The sequence below is a fragment of the Lentzea sp. NPDC092896 genome (assembly GCF_044754905.1).
Classification (GTDB): domain Bacteria; phylum Actinomycetota; class Actinomycetes; order Mycobacteriales; family Pseudonocardiaceae; genus Lentzea.
On sequence record NZ_JBIVPX010000003.1, the window covers coordinates 131,752 to 144,667 of the forward strand.

Annotated in this window: 16 protein-coding genes and 2 riboswitches; of the genes, 7 read left to right on the forward strand and 9 right to left on the reverse strand. The window is 69.3% G+C overall.

Going from position 1 to position 12,916, the window contains the following annotated elements; all coding sequences use genetic code 11:
• The first annotated feature begins 50 nt into the window (after positions 1-50).
• From ACIQF0_RS16270 to ACIQF0_RS16285, 4 genes are all read left to right on the forward strand, one after another.
• Positions 51-653, forward strand: a complete 603-nt coding sequence (locus ACIQF0_RS16270; RefSeq protein WP_401030196.1) for a LysE family translocator — start codon at positions 51-53, stop codon at positions 651-653.
• Between the two features lie 709 nt (positions 654-1,362).
• A riboswitch (TPP riboswitch) is annotated at positions 1,363-1,487 on the forward strand.
• Positions 1,477-3,132, forward strand: coding sequence for a phosphomethylpyrimidine synthase ThiC (thiC, locus tag ACIQF0_RS16275; protein WP_401030198.1), 1,656 nt, complete (start codon positions 1,477-1,479; stop codon positions 3,130-3,132). Its footprint overlaps the riboswitch before it by 11 nt.
• Positions 3,129-3,944 (forward strand): bifunctional hydroxymethylpyrimidine kinase/phosphomethylpyrimidine kinase, encoded by an 816-nt coding sequence (thiD, locus tag ACIQF0_RS16280; protein WP_401030200.1) that lies wholly within the window; start codon positions 3,129-3,131, stop codon positions 3,942-3,944. The genes thiC and thiD overlap by 4 nt, the downstream gene beginning before the upstream one ends.
• A gap of 40 nt (positions 3,945-3,984) precedes the next feature.
• Positions 3,985-4,425 (forward strand): SRPBCC domain-containing protein, encoded by a 441-nt coding sequence (locus ACIQF0_RS16285; protein ID WP_401031435.1) that lies wholly within the window; start codon positions 3,985-3,987, stop codon positions 4,423-4,425.
• Here ACIQF0_RS16285 and ACIQF0_RS16290 read toward each other — a convergent pair.
• From ACIQF0_RS16290 to ACIQF0_RS16315, 6 genes are all read right to left on the reverse strand, one after another.
• Entirely contained in the window at positions 4,372-4,761 is a 390-nt protein-coding gene (locus ACIQF0_RS16290; protein WP_401030201.1) for a VOC family protein, read from the reverse strand. The two genes, ACIQF0_RS16285 and ACIQF0_RS16290, sit on opposite strands and share 54 nt — an antisense overlap.
• Positions 4,762-4,764: 3 nt before the next feature.
• The gene (locus tag ACIQF0_RS16295) at positions 4,765-5,316 is read right to left on the reverse strand and encodes a hypothetical protein (RefSeq protein WP_401030203.1); all 552 of its coding nucleotides are present in this window, start codon (positions 5,314-5,316) and stop codon (positions 4,765-4,767) included.
• A 6-nt stretch (positions 5,317-5,322) separates the two neighbouring features.
• Positions 5,323-5,766, reverse strand: coding sequence for a MarR family transcriptional regulator (locus ACIQF0_RS16300; protein ID WP_313887795.1), 444 nt, complete (start codon positions 5,764-5,766; stop codon positions 5,323-5,325).
• A 77-nt stretch (positions 5,767-5,843) separates the two neighbouring features.
• Positions 5,844-6,599, reverse strand: a complete 756-nt coding sequence (locus ACIQF0_RS16305) for a thiazole synthase (protein WP_401030205.1) — start codon at positions 6,597-6,599, stop codon at positions 5,844-5,846.
• Between the two features lies 1 nt (position 6,600).
• Positions 6,601-6,801, reverse strand: coding sequence for a sulfur carrier protein ThiS (gene thiS / locus ACIQF0_RS16310; protein WP_030480600.1), 201 nt, complete (start codon positions 6,799-6,801; stop codon positions 6,601-6,603).
• Positions 6,798-7,754 carry an FAD-dependent oxidoreductase gene (locus tag ACIQF0_RS16315; protein ID WP_401030207.1) on the reverse strand — a complete coding sequence of 319 codons (957 nt, stop codon included), beginning with the start codon at positions 7,752-7,754 and terminating at the stop codon, positions 6,798-6,800. The genes thiS and ACIQF0_RS16315 overlap by 4 nt, the downstream gene beginning before the upstream one ends.
• A riboswitch (TPP riboswitch) is annotated at positions 7,749-7,860 on the reverse strand. Its footprint overlaps the gene before it by 6 nt.
• Before the next feature lie 26 nt (positions 7,861-7,886).
• On the opposite strand from ACIQF0_RS16315, the gene thiE reads away from it, so the two are divergent.
• Positions 7,887-8,525: a thiamine phosphate synthase gene (gene thiE, locus ACIQF0_RS16320; RefSeq protein WP_401030209.1), complete on the forward strand. Its 639-nt coding sequence runs from the start codon at positions 7,887-7,889 to the stop codon at positions 8,523-8,525.
• Positions 8,526-8,556: 31 nt separating this feature from the next.
• Positions 8,557-9,318 (forward strand): dioxygenase, encoded by a 762-nt coding sequence (locus tag ACIQF0_RS16325; RefSeq protein ID WP_401030211.1) that lies wholly within the window; start codon positions 8,557-8,559, stop codon positions 9,316-9,318.
• Here ACIQF0_RS16325 and ACIQF0_RS16330 read toward each other — a convergent pair.
• The gene (locus ACIQF0_RS16330) at positions 9,311-9,868 is read right to left on the reverse strand and encodes a TetR/AcrR family transcriptional regulator (RefSeq protein ID WP_401030213.1); all 558 of its coding nucleotides are present in this window, start codon (positions 9,866-9,868) and stop codon (positions 9,311-9,313) included. The two genes, ACIQF0_RS16325 and ACIQF0_RS16330, sit on opposite strands and share 8 nt — an antisense overlap.
• Positions 9,869-9,917: 49 nt before the next feature.
• On the opposite strand from ACIQF0_RS16330, the gene ACIQF0_RS16335 reads away from it, so the two are divergent.
• Positions 9,918-10,820, forward strand: a complete 903-nt coding sequence (locus ACIQF0_RS16335; protein ID WP_401030215.1) for an NADP-dependent oxidoreductase — start codon at positions 9,918-9,920, stop codon at positions 10,818-10,820.
• 47 nt (positions 10,821-10,867) lie between these two features.
• Here ACIQF0_RS16335 and ACIQF0_RS16340 read toward each other — a convergent pair whose 3' ends face one another.
• Both ACIQF0_RS16340 and ACIQF0_RS16345 read right to left on the reverse strand, forming a co-directional pair.
• Positions 10,868-11,707: a S1 family peptidase gene (locus ACIQF0_RS16340; protein ID WP_401030217.1), complete on the reverse strand. Its 840-nt coding sequence runs from the start codon at positions 11,705-11,707 to the stop codon at positions 10,868-10,870.
• 693 nt (positions 11,708-12,400) lie between these two features.
• A complete protein-coding gene (locus tag ACIQF0_RS16345) occupies positions 12,401-12,889 on the reverse strand; it encodes a hypothetical protein (protein ID WP_401030218.1) in 489 nt (162 codons plus the stop codon).
• Between the last annotated feature and the right edge of the window lie 27 nt (positions 12,890-12,916).

Below are 12,916 nucleotides of genomic sequence, written 5' to 3' on the forward strand. Positions count from 1 at the left end.
CGCGCTCCAGGTCAAGAAACAAGTTGCGACGACCAGCGACCATCAATGGCATGCCGATCGAAAACATCGTCGCCTTCGTCGCGGCCTCGTTCCTCATCGCTCTGTCGCCCGGACCTGGCACGGCCATGGTCCTGCGACAGTCGGTGCACGGGCGAAAAGCCGCGCTGGCGACGGTGTTCGGCATGGAGGTCGGTGTCGCGTGCTGGGCGATCGCGGCCGCGCTGGGCCTGTCGGTCCTGCTCACGGCGTCCGAGATCGCCTATCACGCGCTGCGGATCGCCGGTGCGGTCTTCCTGATCTATCTCGGCGTCAGGGCCCTGATCAGCAAGAGCCTGCCCAACGCCGACCCCCCACCGGCCAGCCACGCGTTCCGCAGCGGCCTGGTCGTGAACCTGGCCAACCCGAAGCTCGGCGTGTTCGCGATCTCGTTCCTACCGCAGTTCGTGCCTGCCGGGGAGGCCGGCAAGGGGGTTCTGCTCTTCCTCGCCATCGGGTGGGTCCTGATCGACACCGTCTGGTACCTGATCATCGTGTCGATCCTGCACACGATCCGCGGCTGGCTGAGCCGGCCGCGCGTCCGTCCCGCGCTCGAGAAGCTGTCGGGCGGCGTGCTGCTGGCGCTCGGAGTCCGGCTGGTACTCGACCCGCGTTGAGATCGGGCTGCCCCGGCGCCAGAACAGCTCGGGCAGCCCGGCCAGCTCGGCGAAGGTGTGGCAGGCGGCCATCGACGCGTAGCCGCCGGCCAGCACGTGCGCGCGGATCCGGTCCAGGCGGCCGAACTCGATCACCTCACCGGCGATCAGGAACGGCAGCACCAGCTGCCAGGCCTGCACGACGGCCGGACGACGCCGGTGAGGTGCGCGCAGGGCCGCGCGGGCGACCCGGAGCAGGTGCTCGTTCGCGCTCATCGTGTACGGATGGGCCGAGTGGTCCCAGCTCCACCGGCGTTCCTCGGTCACCGCGCACCGCACGCACTCGACCGGTCCGGTGCCCAGTTCGGCACCGCAGCGGGAGCACGCCAGCAGCGTCATCGCCCAGTCCACGCACGTCCACGGGTACTGGCCGACGTCCGCGGAGGTCACCAGTTCGGCCAGTTCCCGGTCCGCCAGCTGGGACGACGTGCGCAACGCCTCCCAGTCCGCGAGCCAGAACTGGTCGAGCAGTTCCGCGCAGAAGCCGCAGTCGGGGTAGCCGCGACCTGCGAGTTCTCCGCAGGAAGGGCATGCCGAGACCACGGCGGGACGCTGGCCGCGTCGCGCGCCGGGCGGGAACGGCTGGTGATCAGCCACGGGGAAGAGATTAGGGGCAAACGACGCCCTTGGCAGCTACGGCGCGCGCTGACTATGGTCGGTTCTCGACAACTCAACACAACGCGGGAGCTCGCGCCTGAGCGGGCTGAGAGGGTGACTGGCCGTAGTGCCGGTGTCACCGACCGCCTGAACCTGACCGGGTAATGCCGGCGTAGGGAGGAATGTCGTGACGGCACTTGACGACCGTTCGGTCAAGCCCAGTGTGACCACCGGCCCGATCTCGGGCTCGCGCAAGGTGTATCGGGAAGTCTCCTCTGACATCCGGGTGCCCTACCGCAGGGTCGAGCTGACCAACGGCGAACATGTCGATCTTTACGACACTTCCGGTCCGTATACCGACGACAACGCGACCATCGACGTCCACAGTGGACTCCCCGACCTGAGGTCGGGGTGGATCGCCGCACGGGAACCGATCAACGGAGCTGTCAGCCAGCTCGCGTACGCGAAGGCCGGGATCATCACCCCGGAGATGCGCTACATCGCGGTGCGCGAGAACCTCGACGCGGAGTTCGTGCGCGAGGAGGTGGCCATCGGGCGTGCGGTGATTCCGTTGAACCGCAAGCACCCCGAGGCCGAGCCGATGATCATCGGCAAGAAGTTCCTCGTCAAGATCAACGCCAACATCGGCAACTCCGCGGTGTCGTCGTCGATCGAGGACGAGGTCGAGAAGATGGTGTGGGCGTCCCGCTGGGGTGCCGACACGATCATGGACCTGTCCACCGGCAAGCGGATTCACGAGACGCGCGAGTGGATCCTGCGCAACTCGCCCGTTCCCATCGGCACCGTGCCGATCTACCAGGCGCTGGAGAAGGTCAACGGCGATCCGGCTTCGCTGTCGTGGGAGGTCTACCGCGACACCGTGATCGAGCAGGCCGAGCAGGGCGTCGACTACATGACCGTGCACGCAGGCGTGCTGCTGCGGTACGTGCCGCTGACGGCCAAGCGCGTCACGGGCATCGTCTCGCGCGGCGGTTCGATCATGGCCGCGTGGTGCCTAGCGCACCACAAGGAGAGCTTCCTCTACACGCACTTCGAGGAGCTCTGCGACATCCTGCGCGCCTACGACGTGACGTTCTCGCTGGGTGACGGGCTGCGGCCGGGTTCCATCGCGGACGCCAACGACGCGGCGCAGTTCGCCGAGCTCAAGACGTTGGGCGAGCTCACGCACATCGCACGGGCGAAGGACGTCCAGGTGATGATCGAGGGCCCCGGCCACGTGCCGATGCACAAGATCGCCGAGAACGTCCGGCTCGAAGAGGAGTGGTGCGGCGAGGCGCCGTTCTACACCCTCGGGCCGCTGGCCACCGACATCGCGCCGGCGTACGACCACATCACGTCGGCGATCGGCGCGGCGCAGATCGGCTGGCTGGGCACGGCGATGCTCTGCTACGTCACGCCGAAGGAGCACCTCGGCCTGCCGAACCGCGATGACGTGAAGACCGGCGTGATCACGTACAAGATCGCGGCGCACAGCGCGGACCTCGCCAAGGGCCACCCCGGCGTCCAGGACTGGGACGACGCGCTGTCCAAGGCGCGCTTCGAGTTCCGCTGGGAGGACCAGTTCAACCTGTCGCTCGACCCGGACACCGCGCGCTCGTTCCACGACGAGACGCTCCCCGCGGAACCGGCGAAGACGGCGCACTTCTGCTCGATGTGCGGGCCGAAGTTCTGCTCCATGAAGATCACGCAGGACGTGCGGCGCTACGCCGAGGAACGCGGTCTGTCCACAGTGGAGGCGATCGAGGCGGGCATGGCGGAGAAGTCCGACGAGTTCGCCGACACGGGCAACAAGGTCTACCTCCCGGTCGTGGAGACTTCGTGACCTCGACACCACCCAGGGTCCTCACCATCGCCGGAAGCGATTCCGGCGGTGGTGCGGGTATCCAGGCCGACCTCCGCACGCTCTTCGCGTGCGGAGTGCACGGCTGCGTCGCACTGACGGCCGTGACGGTCCAGAACTCCCTGGGCGTCACGGGAGTCTCGGAGATCCCGGCGGACGTCGTCGCGGCGCAGATCATCTCGGTGGCCGAGGACATCGGCGTGCAGGCCGCGAAGACCGGCATGCTCGCGTCGGCGCGGATCATCGAGGCCATCACCCCGGCCCTCGACCGCGTCGGCATCGGCAGGGGCAGGACCCCGTTCGTCGTCGACCCGGTCTCGGCGTCCATGCACGGCGACCAACTGCTGGCCGACAACGCCCTGGACGCGTTGCGCAGCCTGCTGTTCCCGCGCGCGACGCTGGTGACGCCGAACCTGGACGAGGTGCGGCTGATCACCGGCATCGCGGTGAAGGACCGCGCGGACCAGCGCGTGGCGGCGGAGGCGTTGCACGCCTTGGGGCCGGAGTGGGTGCTCGTGAAGGGCGGCCACATGTGGGACGACCCGGAGTGCCTCGACCTGCTCTACGACGGACGTGAGTTCATCGAACTGCCTGGACCTCGCTACGACACCGAGCACACGCACGGCAGTGGCGACACTCTGGCGTCGTCGATCAGCTCGGCGCTGTCGAAGGGTGCCTCGGTGCCGGAGGCCGTGCGGTTCGGCAAGGAGTTCATCGTGAAGTCGGTGGCCGCGGCCTACCCGCTGGGTGGCGGCGTCGGTCCGGTGTCGCCGCTGTGGCGGTTGCCGGGCTGAAAATCGCTGGACCGTCCCACCATGCTTGACAACCGTGCAGATGAACGAGGTCAGGACAGCGCTGGTCGTCCCCGCGCCGATCGACGACGTGTGGCGCGTGCTGGTGGACTTCGACGGCTACGCCCGCTGGAACCCCGTCATGGAGTACACGCGGGTGGACGGCGTGCGGACGAAGGTGAAGGCGGCCAAGGGCACGCCGTTCGAACGCGACTTCGACGGCGAGATCACCTCGCTGGAGCCTTACGTGCTGGCCTCCCAGGGCGGCGACCCGGAGACGTTCTTCGGGCGCCACCGCTGGGAGCTCAGCGAAACGGCGGACGGCACGCGGCTGGTGAACGTGGAGACCTTCACCGGCACGATGACCGAAGGCGTGCTGGCGCAGACCCGCGAGGTGCTGGTCGCGGAGTTCGACGCCTTCAACCAGGCGCTACGAGGACTCTTCGTCCAGGCACAGGCAGAAGGGGTGCCCGGCGGGGTCTAGCAGCACCCGGACGTTCGGCTGCGGCTGGACGTCCGCCACGGTCGCACCCAGCGCCACCGCCTCGGCGACGGCCGACTCCAGGTCACCGACCTGGAAGTCGAAGTGCATCATCGGGCGCTGCCGACCGTCGACCGGCGGCCAGACCGGCGCCCGATAGCCGTCCGCGTGCTGGAAGACGAAGAACGGTCCGTTCGGAGAGGCTGCGACGATCGTGGTGCCCGGCTCCTCGTGGCCGATGTGCCAGCCGAGGAGTTCCGCGTAGAACCTCGCCAGCGCACCGGGGTCGGGCGCCTCGATCGACGTGCCCCACCACATGCCGGCGGTCCGGGACTTCATGCGCTAGTCCTCACGCGCACGTGCGCGCCGATGAACCTCGAAGGCCGCGAACGCCCAGTCCTCACGGCCTTCGCTCTCACCGGCAGGCTCCCCTTCATCGGTGAGAAGCAGCGTGTCGGCGACCGCGGCCAGCTCGGCCCAGCACTCCGCGCCCTGCTCCCGCACGACCGCCACCAGTTCGGCGAACGCCTTGCCGAGCAGGCCTTCGGCCATGAGCTCGTGGAAGCGGTGCAGCGCAACGGCGGGCAGGCCGGACGCCAGGTCTCCCAACCCGATCTCGGCGCGCCGCCGGCGCTCGTCGCACTCGGCCACGTCCTCGGCGGGCGCGGTGACTTCGGCCTCTCCCAGCACGGCGATGACGAACATGCTGCGGAAGAACCAGTCCTGGGCCGCTTCGTCACCCGCTTTGCGGTCGCTCCACACCGGGCTCTCGTGCACGAGCCGCTGGACCTCGCCGAATTCCAGGCCCGTCGCTTCCGTCATGATCCGCATGGACTCGCGCTTCCCCGCCCCGAGGTGGCGAAGCCGGGCGAGCACCTCGTCGTACTCGGGCATGAGGCGCTACTTGGACTCTTCGCCGACGAGTGTCTCCAACGCGTCCAGGGCGTGCACCAGAGCCGACACGTGCTCCGGTGTGAGCTGCTCGATCCGCCGCTGCAGTTCGCGCACCCGCGCGGACCGCACGCCGGACACCATCGTCTCGCCCTCGGGCGTGGGGGTGGCGAGCCAGGCGCGGCCGTCCTGCGGGTCGGGTTCGCGCTTCACGTAACCGGCTTCCACCAGCGCGGCGACGATGCGGGACAGCGTCGGGGGCGCCACGCCCTCCTTGTTCGCCAGGTCGCCGAGGCGCATGGGGCCGCAGCGGGCGAGGGTGGCGAGCGCGGAGACCGCGCCGGGGCCGAGTCCGGGGGAACCGGTGCGTCGCAGCAACCGGGCCAGCCGGCCGATCGCCAGGTACAGGCGCGCGGTCGCGTCCTCGACCTCGGCGTCAATGGGGGCCGTCACGGCTTGTCGTCCTCCTCGGCGGGATTTCAGGTAGTTCTCAATCATCCCCCAACACGTGTGCACCCACGGTAGCGACCTCAGAGTCCCGGCGAAGACGCTTGGGCCCAAAAGCGTTGTGGAATTCGTCCGGCCAGGCGTGCCAGCCGTCCGCCCTCGACCGCACAACGCATGGCGGCGCCCATCCGTTCCGGGTCCTGCGCTCGGGTGACGGCGGTCGCCAGAAGCACCGCTGAGCAGCCGAGTTCCATCGCGAGGGCCGCGTCGGACGCCGTGCCGATGCCCGCGTCGAGCACCACTGGGACAGATGCCCTGGAAGTGATCATCTCGATGTTGTGCGGGTTGCGGATGCCGAGACCCGTACCGATGGGAGAGCCCAACGGCATGACCGTCGCGCAGCCGACGTCCTGGAGCTTCAGGGCGAGCACCGGGTCGTCGTTGGTGTACGGCAGGACCACGAAGCCGTCGTTCACCAGCCGCTCGGCCGCGTCGAGCAGCTCGACCGGGTCCGGCAGCAAGGTCTCCTCGTCGTGGACGACCTCCAGCTTGACCCAGTTCGTCTCCAGGGCCTCGCGTGCCAGCTGCGCGGTCAGCACGGCCTCGGCGGACGTGCGGCAGCCCGCGGTGTTCGGCAGGACCTCGATCCCCAGGCGCCGCAACAACTCCAGCACGCCGGTCTGGCCCGCGGCGTCGACGCGGCGCATCGCCACGGTCGTCAGCTCGGTACCGGACGCGACCAGGGCCCGTTCCAGCACCGAGAGGTTCGCGGCACCGCCGGTGCCGGTGATGAGCCTGGACCGGAACTCCCGGCCCGCGATGATCAGCGGATCGTCCACGTCAGCCTCCCTGGACCGCGGTCAGCACCTCGACGACGCCGCCGTCCGGCACGATCGTCCTGTCCCACAACGCCCTCGGCACCACGGCACCGTCGAGCGCCACGGCCACGCCCTTCTCGGGTGCGCCCACCAGCGTCACGACCGCGGCCACCGACGTGCCCTCGGCCAAGTCGCGGGAGGTCCCGTTCACCTGTGCCTTCACGAACTTCCTCCCTGAAGCAGGTCGACGACGACCTGAGCGGTGTGCGGGGCCAGCAGCAGGCCGTTGCGGTGGTGGCCGGTCGCCGCGATCACGCCCGGCTCCAGCCAGCGGACGATCGGGACGTTGTCGGGGCTGCCCGCGCGGAACCCGACGGCGGCCTCGGTCAGCGCGTACTCGGCGATGCCCGGCAGCACGGTTTCCGCGTCCCGCAACAGGTCCCGCACGCCCGCGACGGTCACGTCGGTGTCGAAGCCCGCCTCGTACTGGGTCGCGCCGACGACCAGACCGTCGTCTCGCGGCACCAGGTACACCGGACGACCGGACACCAGCGCGCGGATCGTGTGGCGAGGCGGCGGCAACGCGCCGGGCCGATGGGTCAGCCGCAGAATCTCGCCCTTGACCGGCCGGATCACGTCCTTCAACGCGGGATGCAGCGCACCGCTCCACGCCCCGGCGGCGATCACCGTGACCCGTCCCTCCACTGAGGACACGACTCCGGCGTCCAGACAAGCCTTCCACAGTGCGGAAAGCAGCACGCGGTTGTCGACGGCGAGATCGCCCGGCGCGTGCACGCCACCGCGCACCGCCGGCCCGAGAGAAGGTTCGAGAGCCCGGATCTCCCGCGAGGTCAGCAACTCCCCCGCGTGCCGGAGATCAGCGAGGTCACCGGGTTGCGCACCGACCGCCAAAGTCCCCGCGGTGAACAGCTCGACACCCAAAGACTCAGCGAACGACGGCCACAGTGCGAGGGCCGCAACACCCTGCGCCACCACGGCTTCCTCGCCCGGCCAGGCCTCCGTCAACGGCGCGAGCATCCCGCCCGCGACCCGCGAGCCGGCATGCGGCGACCCGTCGTCGAACACGGAGACCGAGAACCCGGCCCGTGCCGCGGCGAGAGCCACGGACAGCCCGATGACACCGCCCCCTCGGACGGCCACTTCCACACTGCTCAAGGCATTCACGCTCCCTGCGCCGGCATGACCCGGATCAGGTTCGACGGTCGGAGCGAACCACGCTCCCTCTCAGCCCGGTGTTCTCCAGGCTCCCGTGCGGACCGACTTCAACATAACGGTTAACGTGCGTACGTGCCAGGACTCGACGGAAACCTGATCAGGCAACGACTCGCCGACGCGACGCTCTACCTCTGCACGCCGAACCGGCCTGATCTGGCCGAGTTCGCGGACGCGGCACTCGCGGGCGGCGTCGACATCATCCAGCTGCGGGACAAGTCACTGGAGGCGAAGCAGGAGATCGAGGCGATCGAGATCCTCGCCGAGGCCACCGAGCGCCACGGCAGGCTCCTCGCCGTCAACGACCGCGCGGACATCGCCCACGCGGTCGACGCCGACGTGCTGCACCTCGGCCAGGACGACCTGCCCGTCCCGCTCGCCCGCCGGATCATCGGCGACGAGGTGGTGATCGGCCGCTCCACCCACGACGTCGACCAGATGACCGCAGCGACGACGGAACCCGGCGTGGACTACTTCTGCACCGGCCCGTGCTGGCCGACGCCGACCAAACCGGGCCGCCCGGCTCCGGGACTCGACCTGGTCCGAGCCACGAAGTCCGAGCGCGCGTGGTTCGCCATCGGCGGCATCGACCTCATGAACCTCCACGAGGTAAAGGCAGCCGGAGCGACCCGAGTGGTCGTCGTCCGGGCCATCACCGACGCCGAAGACCCCCGCAAGGCCGCCGAGTCGTTCAAAACTGAACTTAGTAGTTGAAATTTGAACAAACAGGCGTACTCTCGATGACGTGAGCGCACCTGTGCTGTACCTGAGCCACGGGGCTCCCCCGCTGGCTGACGACGAGACGTGGACCAGAGAGCTCAAGGACTGGTCCGCCACCCTCCCGCGCCCGGAGGCCGTGCTCATGGTCTCCGCGCACTGGGAGGAGGCGCCGACGACCATCGGCGCGACCACGACCGTGCCCCTGGTCTACGACTTCTGGGGCTTCCCGCAGCGGTACTACGACGTCAAGTACGAGGCGCCGGGCGCACCGCAGCTGGCCGCCGACGTCCGCAAGCTCCTCGGCGGCCACGTCGAGCAGGACGAGACGCGCGGGCTCGACCACGGCGCCTACGTTCCGCTCAAGGAGATGTTCCCGGACGCCGACGTGCCGGTGCTGCAGATGTCGATGCCCACGCTCGACCCGCGTGAGCTGCACGAGATCGGCCGCAAACTGGCGCCGCTGCGGGACAAGAACGTCCTGATCGTCGGCAGCGGGTTCATGACCCACAACCTGAGCTGCGTGAACTTCCCCGCCGGACCGGACTACGAGCCGCCGTCGTGGTCGAAGGAGTTCGACGACTGGGCGCACCAGCAGCTCGCGAACGGCGACGTCGACGCGTTGCTCGACTTCCAGCAGAAGGCGCCGGCGGCGGGGATCGCACATCCGAGGACTGAGCACTTCGCGCCGCTCTTCGTGGCACTCGGCGCCGCGAGCGACGAGAAGGCCCGCACCAGCGTCGACGGCTTCTGGTACGGACTGTCGAAGCGGTCCGTGCAGTTCAGCTAGCCGCCCCTTCGAGGAACAGCGTGGCCAGCCGCCGCGCGATCGCGGGCGTCCCCGCTCGGACGCCCCCGCTCGCCATCAGGAGCAGCACCACGTCGTCGACCGAGAAGTCGGCCCGCAGCCGCCCGGTCGCCTTCGCCCGCCTGATGAGTTCGGCGAGCGAGCGGAACGACGTCTCGCGCACCGAGGCGAAGTCGATCGCCCTGGGGTAGGCGCTCGTGAACGCCGCCGAAAATCCGCGGTCGAGCACGTGCAGCAGGCACACCTGCTCGATGGTCCGGCAGAACCCCTGCCAGGGATCCGGGTTCGCGAGACCCTCGTCGACCGCGGCCGTGCAGGCCGCCAGCCGCTCCGAGAACGCCTCCACCAGGAGCGCCTCCTTGGTGGGGAAGCGGCGGTAGAGGGTCGCCGGACCGACCCCGGCCCGGCGGGCGATCTCGCGCATCGGCACGTCCAGGCCCTCCGAGGCGAAGGCCTCCCGCGCCACGACCAGGATCCGGTCGCGGTTGTCCTGGGCGTCCGCCCGCAGGTTCTGAGTCAGTTCCACCGTCACCGTCTCAGTTTCGGCTAAGTGGACGCCCTGTTCCACTAATTTCGCCGGCATGCGAGCACTTCAGTTCACCCAGTACGGACCCGCCGACCTCCTGCACGTGGCCGAGGTCGCCGAACCGCACGCGGGTCCCGGTCAGGTCCGCATCGCCGTGCGCGCCTCCGGAGTCACTCCCGGGGACACCTACCTGCGCTCCGGGATGTTCGGCGAGCGGTTGCCGTTGCCGCACGTGCCCGGCGTGGACGCGGCGGGTGTCGTCGACGAGGTCGGCGAGGGGGTGACCGGCGTGAGCCCCGGCGACGAGGTGTTCGGCCTGGTCGACCTGGCCCTGCTCGGCGGAGCCAACGCCGAGTTCGCGGTGCTGGCCGCGTGGGCACCGAAGCCGGCGGCTCTGAGCTGGGAGCAGGCGGGCGGCGCGGCGGCCAACGTGGAGACCGCCACCAGGGCGCTGGACCTGCTCGGGGTGCGCGACGGAACGACGTTGCTGATCGCGGGCGCGGCGGGCGGCGTCGGCACGGTGGCGATCCAGCTGGCGGTCGCACGGGGCGCGAAGGTGATCGGGACCGCCGGGCCGTCGAGTCAGGACCTGGTGGCCTCGCTGGGAGCGACGCCGGTCGAGTACGGCGAGGGCTTGGCGGACCGGGTCGGCGCGGTCGACGCCGTCCTGCACTGCGCGGGGACCGTGCCCGACCTCATCTCGATCGCGGGCTCACCGGATCGCGTGGTGACGATCGCCGACCTGTCCGGCGACCACGGGATCCGGCTGACGCACACCGCGGGCGGCCCCGGTGCCGATCCCCAGGCGCTGCACGGCCTCGCCATCGCGGCGGAACTCGCCGAGCAGGGCGCCTTCACCGTGCCACTGGCCGGGGTCTTCCCGCTGTCCGAAGCAGCCGAAGCGCATCGGCTGAGCGAGACCGGCCACGCCCACGGCAAGATCGTGCTCCTCAACTGAAAAAACGCCGCGACACCAGAGGGTGCCGCGGCGCTTTCAGCTGAGAACTAGCCGCGCGTCAGCGTGAGGCCGTAGCGCGACAGGATCGGGTTCACCGGCTGGAAGTACGTGGTGCCGCCGGACGAGCAGTTGCCCGAACCACCGGACGTCACGCCCTGGGCCTGGCCGAAGCCGGAGCCCGCCACCCACGAACCACCGGAGTCACCCGGCTCCGCGCAGGCGTTGGTGCGGGTGAGGCCCCGGACCTGGCCCTGCGGGTAGTTCACGGTCTGGTTGAACGCCTGGACGGTGCCGCAGCGCCATCCGGTCGTGGAGCCCGAGCGGCAGATCTGCGAGCCGACGGCCGCCTGGGTCGAGCCCTTGACGATCACGTTCGCGCCGCCGTAGCGGTTGACCCACGGACGCGGGGTCCAGTTCGCGTTGGTCCGCACCCAGGAGTAGTCGTTGCCCGGGAAGACCGAGCCGGCGAACGTGCCGGCCGCGACGCGGTTGAAGCCCTGGACGGCGGTGCCCGTGGTGCCGCAGTGGCCCGCGGTCACGAAGCCACCGGTGACGGAGAAGCCCAGCGAGCAGCGGCCACCACCCATGTAGATGGCGTCACCACCGCGCAGGTCGTACAGCGGGGTCGGGCTCTCGGTCACCTCGGCGACCTGGACCGCACCGCTGACGGACTTCGCGGTCGCGATCCACTTGTCCGCGGCCGCGTCGCGCACGTTCTTGTTGACCTCGACGACGACGCTGTTCGACTTCTCGTCGACCCGCCAGCTCGTGATCGCCGCGGGGGCGCTCATGAGGTCGAGAACCGACTTGGTCCCGTTGAGCTGGGCGAGCGAGTTCTTGACGACCTGGGTGTCCGCGCCGGTCACGGAGAGTCCCGACTTGGTCACCCCGACCGTCAGTCTGCCGCTCGCCTGGTCGATCCAGGCTCCGCCGAACGCGTCGCCCAGAGACGACTTCGACTGCTCCGCGATTTCGCTCGACCTCTGGTCAGAGGCCAATCGGACGCGGGCCTGGTCAGCGTTCAGGCCCAAATCACGCTGGACCGCTTGGAGCAACTCTGCCGAGTAGCTCTCCGTATCGGAACCGGTTGGGGCGACCGGTGCGGCAGGGGCGCCAAACGCCGGTACGCTGAGAGCAGTCACGACTCCGGTGGCGAGAACAACGGCACCGGTAACACGGGCCGCACTCGTGCGGTTCATCAGACGTCTCCCTCACTTTCGGGTGCAGGGGAACCCGAGAGATCGGTTGCAGGGACCTCTCTCGGGGGCTCTAGGGGGACGGGTGGTGGGGCGGCGGCAGGGGTCGCCCCACCCCTCCCATCCCAACTTGCCTCTCAAACCCGGTGCAGGCGCCATGTCCTCCACCGAAGGCGCCGGGCTCAAGCGGACGTGCCACGAGCCTCATTGCGCCTCCTCCCGGTCTCTTTCGGACCGAATTCCTTCGCCCGTTCGAGTGAAGTTGCGGGCCTCTTGGCTATGACGCCCTGCCCCGAACGTGAACGAAGTGTGTCACAGCTCACGACAGATCAACTGCGGCGCGTAGCCTTTGACAGTTAACTGTCGCTCAAAGTAGTGACGTGATCACCGAATGGGGTCGGTGGTCGACGGAGGCGTCGAGCTGTCCGTCGGCTGTCGGGAATCTGTCGACGTCGTCGTCGGCGTGGTGGTCGTGGTGCTCTCGGACGACGACTGACCGGACGTGCTCGGAGGCGGCGTCACGGTGATCGTTTCGGTCTTCGTCGTCTCGGTGTGGGTCTCGGTGTGGGTGCTTGTGGACGGTTTGCCCGGATCGGCGGTGACCGGCTTGCCGGTGACCAGCTGGACGCTCGTCGCGGTGAGCACGGTCACAGCGAAAACCAGCAGGCCGCCGACCGCGATCACCTGCCAGCGCTTCTCGCGTTCCATCGACCGCTGGTAGAACACAGCGCCCAGAGTGGTGACGAGGCTCGCCAGAATCGCACCGACGATGGTGCCGACGAGGTTGAGGCGAAGGCTCAGCACGGCCGCTGTGGCGGCGGCGAGCACACTCGCGATGAGCTTGACGGGGGTGATCTTCTCCTTCTCAGACATGACACACGTAGGACGTTGGGCACAGTT

Excerpts from the sequence above, each read along its gene's own strand:
- ACIQF0_RS16270 (WP_401030196.1), top strand. The coding sequence starts at position 51 with ATGCCGATCGAAAACATCGTCGCCTTCGTCGCGGCCTCGTTCCTCATC.
- ACIQF0_RS16285 (WP_401031435.1), top strand. The coding sequence starts at position 3,985 with ATGAACGAGGTCAGGACAGCGCTGGTCGTCCCCGCGCCGATCGACGAC.
- ACIQF0_RS16290 (WP_401030201.1), bottom strand. The coding sequence starts at position 4,761 with ATGAAGTCCCGGACCGCCGGCATGTGGTGGGGCACGTCGATCGAGGCG.
- ACIQF0_RS16295 (WP_401030203.1), bottom strand. The coding sequence starts at position 5,316 with ATGCCCGAGTACGACGAGGTGCTCGCCCGGCTTCGCCACCTCGGGGCG.
- ACIQF0_RS16335 (WP_401030215.1), top strand. The coding sequence starts at position 9,918 with ATGCGAGCACTTCAGTTCACCCAGTACGGACCCGCCGACCTCCTGCAC.
- ACIQF0_RS16345 (WP_401030218.1), bottom strand. The coding sequence starts at position 12,889 with ATGTCTGAGAAGGAGAAGATCACCCCCGTCAAGCTCATCGCGAGTGTG.